Below are 16,654 nucleotides of genomic sequence, written 5' to 3'. Positions count from 1 at the left end.
AGGATATGAAGTAATACCTCTGGCGGGGTAAGGACTTTATCCGCCTGAACCTAAAGATTAATTCAAGGGGACGACCATGGGTGAATTTTATTCGTCGGTAATGGATTTGTTTTACCGAATCTCAATGTGGGTTGCCGGATTGGCGCTGTTGATTATGGTGGCCGTTATTCCCGTCGGGATATTTGCGCGCTATGTGATGAACAGCGCGCTGTCATGGCCGGAACCGGTCGCCATTCTTTGCATGGTGACATTCACCTTTGTTGGCGCAGCGGTGAGCTATCGCGCGGGTTCCCATATCGCTGTCAGCATGGTGACCGACCGCCTGAGCGAGGGCGCGCAGCGAATCTGTTTCATCGTGGCGGATCTGATGCTGATGGCCGTCAGCCTGTTTATCCTCTGGTACGGCTCCCTGCTGTGCTATGACCTGTGGGAACAGCCGGTGGCAGAATTTCCTCTGTTATCAGCGGGTGAGAACTACCTGCCGTTGCCTGTCGGCTCTGCCATCACGCTGCTTTTCATTATCGAGAAAATTTTCCGTGGTTCGCAGTATCAACGTCCTGTCGTCATGCTGGGCTCAACCCATTAATGCGCGACCCCATTTCATAAAGGAAAGCAGATGGATGCATTTATTCTCGTCTTTACGCTCGGCATTATGCTGGCGATTGGGGTGCCGGTAGCATACGCGGTGGGCATTAGCGCGATCATTGGCGCCTGGTATATCGACATTCCCCTGGAAGCGGTCATGATCCAGCTCACCAGCGGCGTGAACAAATTTTCGCTGCTGGCGATCCCATTTTTTATTCTGGCGGGGGCGATTATGGCGGAGGGCGGTATTGCGCGTCGCCTGGTGAACTTCGCCTACATCTTTGTCGGCTTTATACGCGGCGGGCTGTCGCTGGTGAACATTGTGGCGTCTACCTTTTTTGGCGCGATTTCCGGCTCGTCCGTCGCGGATACGGCGTCTATCGGCTCGGTGATGATCCCGGAGATGGATAAAAAAGGCTATCCGCGTGACTTCGCGGCGGCGGTCACCGCTAGCGGCTCCGTACAGGCGATCCTGACGCCGCCCAGCCACAACTCGGTGATTTATTCGCTGGCGACGGGCGGTACGGTGTCGATTGCCGCGCTGTTTATCGCCGGCATTCTGCCGGGGCTGCTGTTAAGTTTTACCCTGATGGTGATGTGCGTCGGTTTTGCCCATAAGCGCGGTTATCCGAAAGGCGAGCGGGTGCCGTTTCGCCAGGCGTTGAAGATTTTTGTCGATACGCTGTGGGGGCTGATGACGGTTGTCATCATCATGGGCGGGATCCTCTCTGGCATCTTCACCGCGACGGAATCGGCGGCGATCGCCTGTCTGTGGGCCTTCTTCGTCACTATGTTTATCTACCGCGACTACAAATGGTCTGAACTGCCGAAGCTGATGTACCGCACGGTAAAAACGGTCACCATTGTGATGATCCTGATCGGGTTCGCCGCCGCATTTGGCGCCATCATGACCTACATGCAGTTGCCGATGCGCATTACCGAGGCGTTCACCAGTATTTCAGATAACAAATACGTCATCCTGATGTGCATTAACATTATGCTGCTGCTGATCGGGACACTGATGGACATGGCGCCGCTGATCCTGATCCTGACGCCTGTTCTGCTGCCGGTCACTACGGCATTGGGTATTGATCCGGTGCATTTCGGCATGATCATGCTGGTGAATCTTGGGATCGGCCTGATTACGCCGCCGGTGGGATCGGTGCTGTTTGTTGCCAGTGCGGTGAGTAAGCAGAAAATAGAGCAGGTGGTGAAGGCGATGCTGCCGTTCTACGCGGTACTCTTCCTGGTGTTGATGTTAGTGACCTATATTCCGGCGATCTCGCTGTTCCTGCCGAAACTGTTTGGGGTGATGTGATAAATGCCCGGTGGCGCTGGCGCTTACCGGGCCTACAAACGGCACTTTCCGTAGGCCGGATAAGGCGAAGCCGCCATCCGGCGCAATACCCGGTGGCGCTGGCGCTTACCGGGCCTACAAACGGCACTTCCCGTAGGCCGGATAAGGCGGAGCCGCCATCCGGCGCAATGCCCGGTGGCGCTGGCGCTTACCGGGCCTACAAACGGCACTGCCGTAGGCCGGATAAGGCGGAGCCGCCATCCGGCGCAGACATATTTTTAAGGAGACTTAGCGGCGAACAGCGATCGCTTCGATCTCGATTTTTACGTCTTTCGGCAGACGCGCAACTTCAACGCATGAACGTGCCGGGAAGGTCGCATTATGCTCGGTGAAGAACGCTTCATAGGTCGCATTCACGGTCGCGAAGTCGTTCAGGTCTTTAACGAACACGGTTGTTTTCACGATGTCGCCCACTTTCAGGCCTGCGGCTTCGACGATAGCTTTTACGTTTTCCAGCGACTGGCGCGCCTGAGCGGACACGTCATCCGGTACGCTGCCGGTTTTTGGATCAACCGGGATCTGACCGGAAGTGATGATCATGCTGCCCAGGTCAACGCCCTGAACGTATGGGCCGATAGCTGCGGGTGCATTTTCCGTCGCGATAGTTTTGCTCATGATTTCTCCTGAATTACAGCGGTAAATTAGGTACAGGTCATTATAGGGAGCCGGATACCCATTACCAACCTCAATTAGTTGGCCAGCACCACATAATGCGAAAACTCTTTTTCGCAGTATTTACATTTGAGCGCAATGTCATCTGTGCGTTTTTTCACTGCAAAACTGGATGAAACCGGCTCAGCATGACTGATGCAGTTGCTGTTCGGGCAGACCAGCACGTTGTCGATGCGATCCGGCAGGCTCGGGCGCGATTTGCCCACCACATCATAGTTGTCGATGCGGTTTACCGTTGCCTGCGGCGCGTACAGGGAGAGCTGGTTAACCTGTTCTTCGGTCAGGAAAGTGTTCTCGATTTTAATCAGGTCTTTACGCCCCATCTCGCCGGACGGCAGGTTAAGGCCGATGGTGATGCGCTGATCGGTCTCGGTCAGTTTGAACAGCGTCAGTAACTTAAAGCCAACCTGCGCGGGAATGTGGTCGATTACGGTGCCACGTTTGATCGCTTCAACCTGTAGTTTATTGTCGTGTGTCATCTCTTTTCCCCTTACAGTGCCAGATCGCTATTCAGAACCAGTGCCAGTAACGCCTGGCGAGCGAAAATACCGTTTCCTGCCTGCTGGAAGTACCAGGCGTGCGGCGTTTTATCTACGTCGGTGGTGATCTCATCAATACGCGGCAGCGGATGCAGAACCTTCATGTTTTCACGCGCGCCGTTCAGGTCGCTGGCGCGCAGGACAAACTGCGCTTTGACGTTGGCGTATTCGGACGGGTCCAGACGCTCTTTCTGCACGCGGGTCATATACAGAATATCCACTTCCGCCATCACCTCTTCGATGGCGCTGTGCAGACTCCAGGCAATGCCTTTCTCATCCAGCATATCCAGAATGTATTGCGGCATCGCCAGCGCGTCCGGCGCGATAAAGTAGAAGCGGTTGCCGTCAAACTTCGCCAGCGCCTGCGTCAGTGAGTGTACGGTTCGGCCATATTTCAGGTCGCCGACCATAGCGATATTCAGATTGTCCAGGCGGCCCTGGGTCTCCTGAATGGTAAACAGATCCAGCAGCGTCTGGGTCGGATGCTGGTTTGCGCCGTCGCCGGCGTTCAGTACCGGCACGTTGCCGGAGAACTCGGTCGCCAGACGCGCTGCGCCTTCCTGTGGGTGACGCATCACAATCGCGTCCACATAAGTGCTGATAACGGAGATGGTATCCGCCAGCGTCTCGCCTTTTTTGCCCAGCGACGTGTTAGCGCTGTCGGAGAAGCCCACCACGCTGGCGCCGAGGCGGTGCATCGAGGTTTCAAACGACAGGCGGGTGCGTGTGGATGCCTCGAAGAAGCAGCTGGCGATCACTTTATGCTTCAGCAGCTCCGGCTGTGGATTGGCTTTTAATTTCGCCGCCGTCGCCAGGACCAGATTGAGGTCATCGCGGCTGAGGTCGTTTATGGAAATGATGTGTTTTTGGTATAGCGGGTTAGCCATGTTTATCTCCTGACGCCTGGGCAAAAAAAAAGCCCCTCAATGAGGGGCTTGGAATAGGTGAGCAACGGGAAGAAAAACGGCAGTCCAGCGTCTGTTTTCAGACGCGGTAAGACAGAATGTCGTACACACTGAACCATACTTCCTCCCGGCAAATTGTCCGCGATTATACTCAGCTATGTTATGGGATCAAGCGATTAATGCACATTTTATTCATCGCAAACGGTTCTCATGAATAAGAATTCATTTTTAATAAATAATTAATTTGCTTGTGAACAAGCCCGGTGCGCTGTACGACCCGTGGCGCGACCCAGACGATACTGCTGCCCGCGATCACTCCTAAAATTTCCGGCAGGGCGTGATAATCCAGGATTCTGGCAACGGCGCGGCCATAACCGGCCACCGTGTGGATAAGGATAAATTCGCTATTGTGTTCCACGCTGACCACCATCTCGGATATCGATCGCGCAGCGTCAGGAGCGGGGCGCAATTGCGGATTTACGGAATAAATTTTTTGTCCCTTTGTATTTCTTATTTTTATGACGCCGAGCAGTTTCAACAGACGTGAAACGGTCGACTGGCTGATGCCTTCGAAGCCGTGGTTTTGCAGATCGCGACGTATTTCCTCCTGGGATAAGTAACTTTTTTCTGTAATCAGGCGCTGACATACCGCCAGTTGCTGCTGTTCTTTGGCGGAGCAATCATTGTATTCCTTCATATATGCACCTTGCTTTGTCATTGATATCAATGGACTAGCGAAATTCATCCTGTTTGTCACATTGATAACGAATCAACCGGTCGGTTTTGCAGGAAAGTGAGAAGCCAGTCAAAAAAGAAAGCGTATTGGCTGCGTTCGTTTGCCGGATGGCGGCGCTAAAGCGCCTTATCCGGCCTACAAAATGCGCAACCTGTAGGCCGGATAAGCGAAGCGCCATCCGGCGGGAGTTACAGCATTGCGCCAACGCTCAAAACAGCCATATTCAGTAGCGTCAGGATCAGCAGCAGCGGCGCGACCCACTTCAGATACCGCACATACGGCACGCGCGCAATCGCCAGACCTCCCATTACGACCGCCGACGTCGGCGTAATCAGGTTCACAATCCCGGACGCCGATTGATACGCCGTCACCACCAGATCCCGTTGCACATGGGCGAAGTCCGCTAACGGCGCCATGATCGGCATGGTCAACACCGCCAGACCAGAGGAAGAGGGCACCAGGAATGAGAGCAATACTTCCAGCCAGTAAGTGACATTGATAAAAATGGTGGTGGACAAGCCAGATACCAGATTTTCCGCGCTGTGCAAAATGGTATGCGTAATCATGCCATTATCCATCACCACCACAATGCCGCGTGCAATACCGATAATCAGCGCTACGCCAAGCAGATCCCGCGCGCCGTCGATAAACGTACTGGTGAACGCCTCTTCGCTCATCCGGGCGATAACGCCGACGATAATCGCGGACGCCAGGAAAACGCCGGAAATTTCCGCCATCCACCAGCCGAGAACCGCGACGCCGTAAATCATCACGGCAAAGGCGGCGGCGAAAATCAGCAAGATCCATTTACGGGTTGCGGTGAACTCCAGCAGCGTGCTGGAACGGTTGCCAAGAAAGTGAGCGCGGTTCTCCTCCATCTTATCCGCCACGATAGATAACTCCGGGTTGCTGCGCACTTTGCGGGCATAGCGCATCACCCAGACCACGCAAATAACATAGCCAACGACCAGCAGAATGATGCGTAACAGCATACCCTGAGTGAACGGGATTCCGGCAGCGTTGGCGGCAATCACCGTGGCAAAAGGGTTGATGGTCGAACCGAGTGTGCCAATACCTGCGCCGAGCAGCACGGTGGCGGCCGCGACCAGCGGATCGAATCGAGCGGCCATCATCACCGGAACCAGCAGCGTGTAGAAGGGGAGTGACTCTTCCGCCATCCCGTAAATCGTCCCGCCTGCGGCAAAGAGTCCCATCAGTATGGGGATCATCCACTCCTCTTTGCCGTTGAGCCGTACCGTGACGCGTTCAATACCCGCATCGATTGCACCGGTTTTGTTCACCACGCCGAGAAAGCCGCCGATGATTAGTACAAACAGCGCCACATCGATTGCGCCTGCGGTATAGGTTTCGTGGTTGTAGAGGCCGTCAATGGGGGCCAACAGTACGGCGGTAATCCCTTGCGGATGCGACTCGGCAGGAGCATAGGTGCCCGCGACCGGAACCTCTTTACCCAACGTGGGGTTCATCGCCATCTGGTATTTGCCCGCCGGGACAATCCAGGTCATCACAGCGACCAGTGCGATAAGAATAAACAGGATGGTATACGCGCTGGGAAATTTAAATTTGCCCATGGTGTTCTCTCCAGATAACACGGGCATGTGTCGTCAGGCGGCACATGCCCGGAGGGGTTAGTCGCCGAGCGTCGCCACCATGACCGCTTTAATGGTGTGCATACGGTTTTCCGCTTCGTCAAACACGATGGAGTGGGCTGACTCGAACACCTCTTCCGTCACCTCCAGTCCTTTCAGGCCATAGGCGGCCTCGATTTCGCGGCCCACTTTGGTGTGCTCGTTGTGGAAGGCGGGCAGGCAGTGCATAAACTTCACGTTGGGGTTGCCGGTGGCGTTGATGACCTGCTGGTTGATCTGGTAGGGCTTCATCAGGCTGACGCGCTCCGCCCACGCCTCTTTTGGTTCGCCCATCGACACCCAGACATCGGTATAGAGGAAATCTACGTCATAAACGCCTTCCTCCACGTCCTCGGTTAGCGTAATGCGCGCGCCGGTGACGCTGGCGATGTCGCGGCACTGCGCCACCAGTGCGTCGTCCGGCCAGAAGGATTTCGGCGCGACCAGGCGGATGTCCATCCCCATTTTTGCCGCGCCGACCATCAGCGAATTGCCCATGTTATTGCGGGCGTCGCCGAGGTAAGCGAAGCTGAGTTCAGGCAGCGTTTTGCCCGGCGCATGTTCCAGCATGGTCATCAGGTCGGCGAGGATCTGCGTAGGGTGAAATTCATCGGTCAGGCCGTTCCACACCGGTACGCCCGCGTACTGCCCCAGTTCTTCAACGATCTGCTGACCAAAACCGCGATACTCAATGCCGTCATACATCCGGCCCAGCACGCGGGCGGTATCTTTCATGGATTCTTTATGCCCAATCTGCGAGCCGCTTGGCCCGAGATAGGTCACCTGTGCGCCCTGATCGAATGCGCCGACCTCAAACGCGCAGCGGGTGCGGGTAGAGGTTTTTTCGAAAATTAGCGCGATGTTTTTACCGACCAGCGTTTGCTTCTCGCGTCCGGCTTTTTTTGCCGCTTTCAGCTCGATGGCCAGATCGATCAGGTACTGGATCTCCGTCGGAGTGAAGTCGAGCAGTTTAAGAAAGTTGCGATTTTTCAGTGAAGTAGCCATTACAGTGTCCTTGTTAAAATGAATTACCTGATGGCGCTGCGCTTGTCAGGCCTACGGTTATGCGCGTGCTGTAGGCTGGATAAGGCGCCGCCGCCATCCGGCAGAAATTGACTTATGCGTCGTAATCGACGGTTTCGGGTCGAATCAGGGTGCCTTTGTCACCGCTGAGAATGGCCGGGCCGTCGGCCAGTGAACCGATGCCGGCAATCCCCTGGCAGTGGCTGACAAACCCGGCGCAGGCGGTGACTTTCGGCCCCATCGAACCGGCATCGAACTGCATTTCGCTGAGCAGTTCCGGCGTTACCTGAGCCAGCGGGCGTTGGGTTGGCTTGCCCCAGTCGAGGTACACCGCGTCGGCATCGGTCAGGATCAGCAGCGCGTCTGCGTGGATTTGACTGGCGAGCAGAGCGGCAGAGAGGTCTTTGTCGATCACCGCTTCAATGCCATGAAAACCATCGGCTTTTTCCACTACCGGCACGCCGCCGCCGCCGTTGCAGATCACGAGATGGTCGCGGGCGATCAGGGCGCGGATCGCGTCGCTCTCAACGATGCGTTTGGGCTGTGGCGAAGGCACTACGCGGCGAAACGCTTTTCCGTCGGCTTTGAAAATCCAGCCTTTTTCCGCCTGTAGCGCGTTGGCCTGGTCGCCGTCATAAACCGGGCCGATATATTTGGTTGGGTTGCGGAATGCCGGATCGTCGGCGTCCACCTCCACCTGAGTGAGCAGGACGCTGATTTCACGCTGCGGAAGCTGGTTTTTCAGCGACTGTTGCAGCATGTAGCCGATCATCCCCTGGCTTTCCGCGCCCAGAATATCGAGCGGGTAGGGGGTGACGCGGTCATAGGCGCTGTTCTGCAACGCCAGCAGGCCAACCTGCGGGCCGTTGCCGTGTACCAGCACCACGCGCCACTGTTGCGTCAGTTGGGCGATGGTTTTTGCCGCCAGATCGATGTTTTTGCGCTGGATATCCGCTTCCAGCGGTTCGCCGCGTTTGAGCAGCGCATTGCCGCCCAGTGCGACAACCAGAGTGGGTTTGTTGTCCATAATCGCTTCCTTAAATGCCGTCGCGTTCCAGCGGGCAGCTCATGCAGCGCGCGCCGCCGCGTCCGCGTCCCAGTTCATCGCCAGGAATGGGCAGAACGGTGATGCCCGCTTTGTCGTATTTTTCGTTGGTCCAGATGTTGCGCTCGTAGCCGACCACCACACCGGGGCGTAGGGTGAGAACGTTATTGGCGTCATTCCACTGCTCACGTTCGGCTTCGAAGGCATCGCCGCCAGTGGTGATCAAACGCACCTGATCAATGCCGAGGGCTTTTTCGATGGCGTGTACCAGCGTGCTTTCCTGGGTACGCTTCAGCCCGCCGCGCCCGTCCGGTGTTAAGGTCCAGCACTGGACGTCCGGGCGAACCACTTCCGGGTAGACGGAGAAAGTGTCGATGTCGATATGGGTCATGACGGTATCGAGGTGCATGCAGGAACGGTGTTTTGGCAACTCAACGGCGATGACGCGCTCGGCCTGGCGATGTTTAAACAGCGACTGGGCGAGGAACTCGATCCCCTGCGGGGTGGTGCGTTCAGACATGCCAATCAGTACGGCGCCGCGACCAATAACCAGCACGTCTCCGCCTTCTAACGTGGCATGGTCGTAATTAATGTTTTCGTCGCCGAAATATTTAATAAATTCGCCATCTGCAAATTGTGGATGCCAGCGATAAATTGCCCGCAGATTATTGGTCTCACGCTGGCGCGCTGTTTTTGCCATTGGGTTGATCGACACGCCGTTATATATCCAGCATGAGGTATCGCGGGTAAATAAGTGATTGGGTAATGGCTTCATAATAAAGTCATTAATATCGTGTGTATCAACCACCATATTTTTAATCGAGGCGGGGATTTCGCCATATGTCAGCCCACCGCTTAAATGGCGCGCTAATTCCCGATGCGGCATATCCGCCAGCCAGGCGCGAATATCCGCCGCGAAAGTCGGGCCCAGGCGATAGTCGGAGATTTGTGTTTCCAGCAGCCAGGTTTTGGCTTCGATAACATCCAGTGTTTGCGTCAGCAGGTCGGTTAGCAGCAACACCTCTATGCCTTGTTGGCGTAACGTATTAGCGAAAATATCGTGCTCTTCGCCTGCGCGTTCCACCGACAGAACGTCATCAAAAAGCAGCTCCTGGCAATTTGACGGCGTCAGTCTTTTCAGACTGAGATTAGGGCGGTGCAACATCACACTACGTAATTGACCGATTTCAGAACCGACATAATGTTTTTCCATCACGATACCTTTTACTCAATTTTCAGGAATAAAGAAGTGGTGGCTGCAAATAATTAAATTGTTTGCAGTCATTACTGTTCAGCTAATTTTCGGAAATCATCATTGATTCTAATTCGGTCTGATAATGTGATGTGTTTCACATCGGAAGGGATATTTAATTTTTCTTATTTAATATATGAGCAAGGTCAGAGAAATTGAAAAATAAAGAGAGTAATAACTGAATTACTACGCAATAAAATGTCTTGTTATTCTTTTTTGTTAATTATTTGTAGATGATCTAAATTTATTATTTAATTCTATCTTGTTGATTTTATGATGTTTTATTTTTGTCTGTGCATAGGTATGCGGGAGGGTTATTTTATTATTTTTACCTTAACGTAAATCATAAAATAACTATGGTGATAAATGCAGGTTATGCAGGGAAAAGGAAGTGTGATCAACAAGGTGTTTTTCTGATAAACCCTTTTATAACAGAATATTACGATTTTTACCGTAAAGTGGAGGGGGAAAGTTATGCAAATGATATGCATAATCTTCGATGACGATTAACAGTCGGACAACATCTTCAGCGATAAACATGCGCTGACGCAAAACATCGTGAAATAGAAGTGGTATGGCAGCGGTTTTTTTCGTATAACCATAAAAATGAAACGTTGTTTTATTTAAGGAGTCTGTGATGATCGTTGGCAATATCCACAATCTGCAACCCTGGCTGCCGGACGCGCTGCGTCAGGCCATTGAACATATTAAAGCGCATGTGACGGATGAAACGGCAAAGGGCAAGCATGATATCGACGGCAATCGCCTGTTTTATCTGGTTTCGGAAGACATGACCGAGCCGTTTGAAAAGCGTCGTGCGGAGTATCACGCGCGCTATCTCGATATTCAGATCGTATTAAAGGGGCAGGAAGGAATGACCTTCAGCACCCAGCCCGCGGGCGCGCCGGAAACTGACTGGCTGGCGGATAAAGACATCGCGTTTTTGCCTGAAGGGGCAGAGGAGAAAACGGTGATCCTTAATGAAGGCGATTTCGTGGTCTTTTACCCGGGGGAAGTCCATAAGCCGCTGTGCGCCGTAGGGGCGCCAGCTCAGGCACGCAAAGCGGTCGTTAAGCTGCTGGTCGAGTAAGTTGTATTGCCGGGTGGCGACGCAAAACGTCTTACCCGGCCTACGGGAGCGCGATCTGTAGGCCGGATAAGACGTAATCGTTATTTCGCCAGCGTTGCCACCATCACCGCTTTGATGGTGTGCATCCGGTTTTCCGCCTGGTCAAACACGATGCTGGCCGGAGATTCAAACACCGCATCGGTCACTTCCATCCCGCCGTGCAAACCGAACTCTTCGGCCATTTTCTTGCCAAGCGTGGTCTGATCATCGTGGAATGCGGGCAGGCAGTGCAGAAACTTCACCTGAGGATTACCGGTCTGCGCCATCATTGCGCTGTTTACCTGATACTGACGCAGCAGTGCGATACGCTCCGCCCATTTCTCTTTTGCTTCACCCATCGACACCCATACGTCGGTATAGATAAAGTCCGCGCCTTTCACGCCCGCTGCGATATCTTCAGTCAGCGTAATATCGCCGCCGTTCTTTTGCGCCAGCGCTTTGCACTCTGCGACCAGGCTTGCTTCCGGCCAGCAGGCCTGCGGAGCCACCAGACGTAAATCCAGCCCTGTCAGCGCGGCGGCTTCCAGCATGGAATTTCCCATGTTGTTACGCGCATCGCCAGCGTAAACCAGCGTCATCTCATTGAAGGCTTTGCCCGGCAGATGTTCCTGCATGGTCAGCAAATCCGCCAGCAGCTGCGTGGGGTGAAACTCGTTGGTCAACCCGTTCCACACGGGAACGCCTGCATATTCCGCCAGCGTTTCGACCACTTCCTGGCCGTGGCCGCGGTACTGAATACCGTCATACATGCGTCCCAGCACGCGGGCGGTGTCTTTAATTGACTCTTTATGCCCAATCTGGCTGCCGCTTGGCCCAAGGTACGTTACGCGAGCGCCTTGATCGTATGCGGCAACTTCGAAAGAGCATCGGGTGCGGGTCGAGTCTTTTTCGAAGATGAGCGCGATGTTTTTGCCGGTCAGTCTGGCGACTTCTACGCCGTTTTTCTTGTCGGCTTTCAGTTTGGCGGCGAGTTGCAGCAGAGCGGTGAGTTCAGCGGAGGTGAAATCGAGTAATTTCAAAAAATGTTTCTGATAAAACGTAGACATGGTTCCCTCACATGGCAAAGGCCATTTGTTGAATTAAAATTCAATTTATATGGATGATTATGCATTTGCAACCCCATTTAACAAATCTTTCCTGGAAAGGTGGAGGCAATGACAGCGGTGTGTGACAATAAGAGTATCGGCAGGACATTTATGAGGAACGAGCCATGGCAAACCCGGAACTACTGGAAGAGCAGCGTGAAGAGACGCGGCTGATTATTGAAGAATTACTTGAAGATGGCAGCGATCCAGATGCGCTGTACACTATCGAGCATCACTTTTCCGCTGACGACTTCGAAACGCTGGAAAAAGCAGCCGTAGAAGCGTTCAAACTCGGTTATGAAGTGACCGAGCCGGAAGAGCTGGAAGTGGAAGAAGGCGATACGGTGATTTGCTGCGATATCCTCAGCGAATGTGCGCTGAATGCCGATCTGATTGATGCTCAGGTTGAACAACTGATGAACCTGGCTGAGAAATTTGACGTGGAATATGACGGCTGGGGTACGTACTTCGAAGATCCGAACGGCGAAGAGGGTGAAGACGGCGACGATGAAGATTACGTCGACGAAGACGATGACGGCGTACGCCACTAACTCAGAAGCAGAATGTTTGCATAAATTGCCGGATATGGCGTCGCCTTATCCGGCCAGTGGGTGACTTACAGCGTTTTCAGCATGCGGACTTCGCAGTCAACATGCCCGGTGCAGCCCAGCGGTTCGCTGATATGCTCAAATCCCAGATGTTCATACAGGCCAATCGCTTCGCGTAAGGATGCGGTGGTTTCCAGGTAGCAGCGTTTAAACCCCTGCTCACGCGCGTGCTCCAGCGCCATCAGCGCCAGTTTCTTCGCCAGCCCCTGGCCGCGCACCGTCGGCAAAAAGTACATTTTTTGCAGTTCGCAGATATCCGGTTCGCTACAGCCTAACGGCGCCACGCCGCCGCCGCCCACCACCTGACCGCTCTGCTCGACGACCCAATAGGCCGCGCCTGGCTGACTGTAAACCTGGAACAATTCATCCAGATTAGGATCGGCAACCGTATAGCCTTTATCAGCGGTCAGGCCGTATTCAGCGGAAACCTGGCGGATGACGCGGGCGATGGCGGCGTTATCGTCAGCGGTAAGACGACGCAACGTTGCCGGGACAGAGGTAATGACACTCATAGCGAACTCATGACAGAAACGTGGAACATATGCAGTTAATAACACTGCGGGGAGGGGGAGTGCAAGCGAGGATAATTCAATAAAAAGCCTCTTAGCGAGTGCGTCAGAGGCTTTTATCGTCCGTGGTGCCGGATGCGCTGAAGATGCCTGTAGGCCGGATAAGCGTAGCGCCATCCGGCAAACAGTCAGGCACGATCTTTACAGCGCGGCGATAACTGCCTGCTGTTCAATCAACTTCGCTTTCGCTTCCGCGTAGTTTTCCAGCTTCTCACGCTCTTTGGCGATCACCGCTTCCGGTGCGCGGGCGACAAAACCTTCGTTCGCCAGCTTACCTTCAATGCGGCCAATTTCAGCTTCGACCTTCGCCACTTCTTTCGCCAGACGCGCCAGCTCGGCTTCTTTGTCAATCAGCCCCGCCATCGGGATCAGCAGCTCGGCGCCATCGATAATCTTCGTCACGGAAACCGGACCTTTGTCATCGGCTGGCAGCACGGTGATGCTTTCCAGACGCGCCAGGTTCAGCAGGAAGCTGCGGTTGTCGTTCACGCGGCGAATCGCCTCTTCGCTGCAACCACGCAGCAGCAGTTCCAGCGGTTTGCCCGGCGCGATGTTCATTTCCGCACGGATGTTACGTACGGCAACGATCGCCTGCTTCAGCCATTCTGTATCGGCCAGCGCGGCTTCATCCACCTGGGAGGCATCGTACTGCGGGAACGGTTGCAGCATGATGGTGTCGGCGGTAATGCCGGAAATCACTTTCACACGCTGCCAGATGGTCTCGGTGATAAACGGGATGATCGGATGCGCCAGGCGCAGCAGACCTTCCAGCACGGTGACCAGCGTGTTGCGGGTGCCGCGCAGTTCTGCTTCAGAGCCGCCGTTCATGACCGGCTTGGTCAGCTCCAGATACCAGTCGCAGAACTGGTTCCAGGTAAACTCGTACAGAATGCCCGCTGCGATATCGAAGCGGAAGCTGTCCAGCGCTTCGCGGTACGCTTTGATGGTCTGGTTGAACTCCGCCAGGATCCAGCGGTCTGCCAGCGACAGGGTCATCTCGCCGCCGTTGAAGCCGCAATCCTGATCTTCGGTATTCATCAGCACAAAGCGGCTGGCGTTCCACAGCTTGTTACAGAAGTTACGGTAGCCTTCCAGACGCTTCATATCCCAGTTGATGTCGCGGCCGGTAGAGGCCAGCGCCGCCAGGGTGAAACGCAGGGCGTCAGTACCGTGCGGCTCAATGCCGTCCGGGAATTGTTTTTCGGTACGTTTGGCGATCTTCTCAGCCAGCTGCGGCTGCATCATGTTGCCGGTACGTTTTTCCAGCAGCTCCGGAAGGGAAATGCCGTCAACCATATCCAGCGGGTCGATAACGTTACCCTTGGATTTGGACATCTTCTGGCCTTCGTCATCGCGAATCAGACCGGTCATGTAGACGGTCTTGAACGGTACCTGCGGCTTGCCGTTTTCATCTTTGATGAAGTGCATGGTCATCATGATCATGCGGGCAATCCAGAAGAAGATGATGTCGAAACCGGAGACCATCACGCTGGTCGGGTGGAACTGACGCAGCGCGTCGGTGTTTTCCGGCCAGCCGAGAGTAGAGAAGGTCCATAGCGCGGAGGAGAACCAGGTGTCCAGTACGTCGTCGTCCTGACGCAGCGCAACGTCGGCGCTCAGGTTGTTTTCCTGACGCACTTCGTCTTCGCTACGGCCAACGTAGACGTTGCCCGCGTCGTCGTACCATGCCGGGATGCGGTGACCCCACCACAGCTGACGGGAGATACACCAGTCCTGAATGTCACGCATCCAGGAGAAGTACATGTTTTCGTACTGTTTTGGCACGAACTGGATATCGCCGTTCTCTACCGCTTCCACCGCCGGTTTTGCCAGCACGTCGGCACGGACGTACCACTGGTCGGTCAGCATTGGTTCGATAACCACGCCGCCACGGTCGCCGTAAGGAACGGTCAGGTCGTGCGGTTTAATCTCTTCCAGCAGGCCGAGGGCATCGATAGCGGCAACCACCGCTTTACGCGCGGCAAAACGTTCCAGCTTCTGGAACTCAGCCGGGATTTCGTTGGAGTAAACGTCGGACTCTTCGCCTTTGGTGTCATACACTTCCGCACTTTCACGGATATCGCCGTCAAAGGTCAGAATATTGATCATCGGAAGCTGATGACGACGGCCCACTTCATAGTCGTTAAAGTCGTGCGCCGGGGTGATCTTCACGCAGCCGGTGCCTTTTTCCATGTCGGCATGCTCGTCGCTCACGATCGGAATACGACGGTTCACCAGCGGCAGCACCACGAATTTGCCAATCAGATCTTTATAACGCGGATCTTCCGGGTTGACGGCTACGCCGGTATCGCCCAGCAGGGTTTCCGGGCGGGTGGTGGCGACCACCAGGTAATCTTTACCGTCTGCGGTTTTCGCACCGTCAGCCAGCGGATAGCGGATGTGCCACATAGAGCCTTTGGACTCGCGGTTTTCCACTTCCAGGTCAGAGATAGCGGTGCGCAGTTTCGGGTCCCAGTTGACCAGGCGCTTGCCACGGTAAATCAGATCTTCTTTGTACAGGCGGACAAACACTTCTTTCACGGCATTGGAAAGACCTTCGTCCATGGTGAAGCGTTCGCGCTCCCAGTCCACGGAGTTGCCCAGACGGCGCATCTGACGGGTAATGGTGCCGCCGGATTCCGCTTTCCACTGCCAGATTTTGTCGATGAAGGCATCGCGGCCATAGTCGTGGCGGGTTTTACCCTCTTCTGCGGCAATCTTGCGCTCAACCACCATCTGGGTAGCGATCCCGGCGTGGTCAGTACCGACCTGCCACAGGGTGTTTTTACCCTGCATGCGCTGATAACGGATCAGGGTATCCATGATGGTTTGCTGGAAGGCGTGACCCATATGCAAACTGCCGGTGACGTTTGGCGGCGGGATCATGATGCAGAAGCTTTCCTGGCTTTCATCGCCATTCGGCTTAAAGTAGCCCTGCTGCTCCCAGTGCTCGTAAAGCGGCTGTTCGATATCTTGTGGGTTATATGTCTTTTCCATTATTTCCAGGTTGCCGTATTCAGGTTAAAACCAGCCACGCGGTAGGCTTTGTAGCGTTCGCGCGCCAGTTGTTTCAAAGTTTCTTCGTAAGGGACAAAGTCTATCACTTCTGTGAAAGCGGTGGCAAAATCTGCAAAGCCAGTACGCAGGCTGATCAGAATATCACGCGGGCTGCTGTTGCGTTTTTGCGGCCAGGCGATTTCCACCGGTGCGCCGCCGCGCGGACCTTCTCCCGCCAGATTATGCGGGACAAAACTCTCCGGCGGTCTTGCCCACAGCGCTTCATCCAGACGGATGGCCTGTTTTTCGTCTTCACAGGCAATCAGCACGCGTTTACCACTGCGCCAACGTTCTGCGGCAATGTCGCACACCAGTTGTTCAACGGCGCTCAGGCCATCAATGGTGGTGTCATTGTCCAGAATATAGAACGTTGCATTCTTCATATATGGGGCTTCTTGTGGTGAATTTAAATGCGAAGCCGGATGGCGCTACGCTTATCCGGC

General features: G+C 54.5%; 18 protein-coding genes. 5 read left to right on the top strand and 13 right to left on the bottom strand.

Annotated elements, in window-relative coordinates; genetic code table 11:
• Nucleotides 1-76 precede the first annotated feature (76 nt).
• Both OGY62_RS19630 and OGY62_RS19625 read left to right on the top strand, forming a co-directional pair.
• The gene (locus OGY62_RS19630; RefSeq protein WP_012134344.1) at nucleotides 77-586 is read left to right on the top strand and encodes a TRAP transporter small permease; all 510 of its coding nucleotides are present in this window, start codon (nucleotides 77-79) and stop codon (nucleotides 584-586) included.
• A gap of 30 nt (nucleotides 587-616) precedes the next feature.
• The gene (locus OGY62_RS19625; RefSeq protein WP_047459361.1) at nucleotides 617-1,903 is read left to right on the top strand and encodes a TRAP transporter large permease; all 1,287 of its coding nucleotides are present in this window, start codon (nucleotides 617-619) and stop codon (nucleotides 1,901-1,903) included.
• Nucleotides 1,904-2,170: 267 nt separating this feature from the next.
• On the opposite strand, the gene ridA is transcribed toward OGY62_RS19625, so the two are convergent.
• The 4 genes from ridA to pyrL form a co-directional block, all read right to left on the bottom strand.
• Entirely contained in the window at nucleotides 2,171-2,557 is a 387-nt protein-coding gene (ridA, locus tag OGY62_RS19620) for a 2-iminobutanoate/2-iminopropanoate deaminase (protein ID WP_012134342.1), read from the bottom strand.
• 74 nt (nucleotides 2,558-2,631) lie between these two features.
• Nucleotides 2,632-3,093, bottom strand: a complete 462-nt coding sequence (gene pyrI, locus OGY62_RS19615; RefSeq protein WP_012134341.1) for an aspartate carbamoyltransferase regulatory subunit — start codon at nucleotides 3,091-3,093, stop codon at nucleotides 2,632-2,634.
• Nucleotides 3,094-3,104: 11 nt separating this feature from the next.
• Nucleotides 3,105-4,040 carry an aspartate carbamoyltransferase gene (gene pyrB, locus OGY62_RS19610; RefSeq protein ID WP_012134340.1) on the bottom strand — a complete coding sequence of 312 codons (936 nt, stop codon included), beginning with the start codon at nucleotides 4,038-4,040 and terminating at the stop codon, nucleotides 3,105-3,107.
• Between the two features lie 2 nt (nucleotides 4,041-4,042).
• Nucleotides 4,043-4,177: a pyr operon leader peptide gene (gene pyrL / locus OGY62_RS19605; protein WP_200031261.1), complete on the bottom strand. Its 135-nt coding sequence runs from the start codon at nucleotides 4,175-4,177 to the stop codon at nucleotides 4,043-4,045.
• Here pyrL and OGY62_RS19600 point away from each other — a divergent pair.
• Nucleotides 4,157-4,276, top strand: coding sequence for a hypothetical protein (locus tag OGY62_RS19600; RefSeq protein WP_077956855.1), 120 nt, complete (start codon nucleotides 4,157-4,159; stop codon nucleotides 4,274-4,276). The two genes, pyrL and OGY62_RS19600, sit on opposite strands and share 21 nt — an antisense overlap.
• On the opposite strand, the gene OGY62_RS19595 is transcribed toward OGY62_RS19600, so the two are convergent.
• From OGY62_RS19595 to arcA, 5 genes are all read right to left on the bottom strand, one after another.
• Nucleotides 4,267-4,755 carry an arginine repressor gene (locus OGY62_RS19595; protein ID WP_024130767.1) on the bottom strand — a complete coding sequence of 163 codons (489 nt, stop codon included), beginning with the start codon at nucleotides 4,753-4,755 and terminating at the stop codon, nucleotides 4,267-4,269. The genes OGY62_RS19600 and OGY62_RS19595 overlap by 10 nt on opposite strands.
• A 227-nt stretch (nucleotides 4,756-4,982) precedes the next feature.
• Nucleotides 4,983-6,386 (bottom strand): YfcC family protein, encoded by a 1,404-nt coding sequence (locus tag OGY62_RS19590; protein ID WP_024130766.1) that lies wholly within the window; start codon nucleotides 6,384-6,386, stop codon nucleotides 4,983-4,985.
• A 57-nt stretch (nucleotides 6,387-6,443) separates the two neighbouring features.
• The gene (gene argF, locus OGY62_RS19585) at nucleotides 6,444-7,448 is read right to left on the bottom strand and encodes an ornithine carbamoyltransferase (RefSeq protein ID WP_012134335.1); all 1,005 of its coding nucleotides are present in this window, start codon (nucleotides 7,446-7,448) and stop codon (nucleotides 6,444-6,446) included.
• Between the two features lie 112 nt (nucleotides 7,449-7,560).
• Nucleotides 7,561-8,493 (bottom strand): carbamate kinase, encoded by a 933-nt coding sequence (gene arcC / locus OGY62_RS19580; RefSeq protein ID WP_115609704.1) that lies wholly within the window; start codon nucleotides 8,491-8,493, stop codon nucleotides 7,561-7,563.
• A gap of 10 nt (nucleotides 8,494-8,503) precedes the next feature.
• Nucleotides 8,504-9,724, bottom strand: coding sequence for an arginine deiminase (gene arcA, locus OGY62_RS19575; protein ID WP_012134333.1), 1,221 nt, complete (start codon nucleotides 9,722-9,724; stop codon nucleotides 8,504-8,506).
• 676 nt (nucleotides 9,725-10,400) lie between these two features.
• On the opposite strand from arcA, the gene OGY62_RS19570 reads away from it, so the two are divergent.
• Entirely contained in the window at nucleotides 10,401-10,853 is a 453-nt protein-coding gene (locus OGY62_RS19570; protein ID WP_286460442.1) for a YhcH/YjgK/YiaL family protein, read from the top strand.
• Nucleotides 10,854-10,933: 80 nt separating this feature from the next.
• On the opposite strand, the gene argF (OGY62_RS19565) is transcribed toward OGY62_RS19570, so the two are convergent.
• Entirely contained in the window at nucleotides 10,934-11,938 is a 1,005-nt protein-coding gene (argF, locus tag OGY62_RS19565) for an ornithine carbamoyltransferase (protein ID WP_012134329.1), read from the bottom strand.
• Between the two features lie 164 nt (nucleotides 11,939-12,102).
• On the opposite strand from argF (OGY62_RS19565), the gene rraB reads away from it, so the two are divergent.
• The gene (gene rraB, locus OGY62_RS19560; RefSeq protein ID WP_047459344.1) at nucleotides 12,103-12,528 is read left to right on the top strand and encodes a ribonuclease E inhibitor RraB; all 426 of its coding nucleotides are present in this window, start codon (nucleotides 12,103-12,105) and stop codon (nucleotides 12,526-12,528) included.
• 65 nt (nucleotides 12,529-12,593) lie between these two features.
• Here rraB and OGY62_RS19555 read toward each other — a convergent pair whose 3' ends face one another.
• From OGY62_RS19555 to holC, 3 genes are all read right to left on the bottom strand, one after another.
• Entirely contained in the window at nucleotides 12,594-13,097 is a 504-nt protein-coding gene (locus tag OGY62_RS19555; protein ID WP_134769826.1) for a GNAT family N-acetyltransferase, read from the bottom strand.
• Nucleotides 13,098-13,295: 198 nt separating this feature from the next.
• A complete protein-coding gene (locus OGY62_RS19550; RefSeq protein WP_286460441.1) occupies nucleotides 13,296-16,151 on the bottom strand; it encodes a valine--tRNA ligase in 2,856 nt (951 codons plus the stop codon).
• Complete coding sequence (holC, locus tag OGY62_RS19545) at nucleotides 16,151-16,594, bottom strand: DNA polymerase III subunit chi (RefSeq protein ID WP_012134319.1); 444 nt, start codon at nucleotides 16,592-16,594, stop codon at nucleotides 16,151-16,153. Before holC ends, OGY62_RS19550 begins: the two co-directional genes overlap by 1 nt.
• Nucleotides 16,595-16,654 lie beyond the last annotated feature (60 nt).

Source organism: Citrobacter sp. CK198, assembly GCF_030333295.1.
GTDB lineage: Bacteria > Pseudomonadota > Gammaproteobacteria > Enterobacterales > Enterobacteriaceae > Citrobacter_B > Citrobacter_B koseri.
This window is presented reverse-complemented; position numbering and strand designations above follow the sequence as displayed.

Excerpts from the sequence above, each read along its gene's own strand:
- OGY62_RS19630 (WP_012134344.1), top strand. The coding sequence starts at position 77 with ATGGGTGAATTTTATTCGTCGGTAATGGATTTGTTTTACCGAATCTCA.
- OGY62_RS19625 (WP_047459361.1), top strand. The coding sequence starts at position 617 with ATGGATGCATTTATTCTCGTCTTTACGCTCGGCATTATGCTGGCGATT.
- ridA (WP_012134342.1), bottom strand. The coding sequence starts at position 2,557 with ATGAGCAAAACTATCGCGACGGAAAATGCACCCGCAGCTATCGGCCCA.
- pyrI (WP_012134341.1), bottom strand. The coding sequence starts at position 3,093 with ATGACACACGACAATAAACTACAGGTTGAAGCGATCAAACGTGGCACC.
- pyrB (WP_012134340.1), bottom strand. The coding sequence starts at position 4,040 with ATGGCTAACCCGCTATACCAAAAACACATCATTTCCATAAACGACCTC.
- OGY62_RS19600 (WP_077956855.1), top strand. The coding sequence starts at position 4,157 with ATGTCGTACACACTGAACCATACTTCCTCCCGGCAAATTGTCCGCGAT.
- pyrL (WP_200031261.1), bottom strand. The coding sequence starts at position 4,177 with ATGGTTCAGTGTGTACGACATTCTGTCTTACCGCGTCTGAAAACAGAC.
- OGY62_RS19595 (WP_024130767.1), bottom strand. The coding sequence starts at position 4,755 with ATGAAGGAATACAATGATTGCTCCGCCAAAGAACAGCAGCAACTGGCG.
- OGY62_RS19590 (WP_024130766.1), bottom strand. The coding sequence starts at position 6,386 with ATGGGCAAATTTAAATTTCCCAGCGCGTATACCATCCTGTTTATTCTT.
- argF (WP_012134335.1), bottom strand. The coding sequence starts at position 7,448 with ATGGCTACTTCACTGAAAAATCGCAACTTTCTTAAACTGCTCGACTTC.
- arcC (WP_115609704.1), bottom strand. The coding sequence starts at position 8,493 with ATGGACAACAAACCCACTCTGGTTGTCGCACTGGGCGGCAATGCGCTG.
- arcA (WP_012134333.1), bottom strand. The coding sequence starts at position 9,724 with ATGGAAAAACATTATGTCGGTTCTGAAATCGGTCAATTACGTAGTGTG.
- OGY62_RS19570 (WP_286460442.1), top strand. The coding sequence starts at position 10,401 with ATGATCGTTGGCAATATCCACAATCTGCAACCCTGGCTGCCGGACGCG.
- argF (WP_012134329.1), bottom strand. The coding sequence starts at position 11,938 with ATGTCTACGTTTTATCAGAAACATTTTTTGAAATTACTCGATTTCACC.
- rraB (WP_047459344.1), top strand. The coding sequence starts at position 12,103 with ATGGCAAACCCGGAACTACTGGAAGAGCAGCGTGAAGAGACGCGGCTG.
- OGY62_RS19555 (WP_134769826.1), bottom strand. The coding sequence starts at position 13,097 with ATGAGTGTCATTACCTCTGTCCCGGCAACGTTGCGTCGTCTTACCGCT.
- OGY62_RS19550 (WP_286460441.1), bottom strand. The coding sequence starts at position 16,151 with ATGGAAAAGACATATAACCCACAAGATATCGAACAGCCGCTTTACGAG.
- holC (WP_012134319.1), bottom strand. The coding sequence starts at position 16,594 with ATGAAGAATGCAACGTTCTATATTCTGGACAATGACACCACCATTGAT.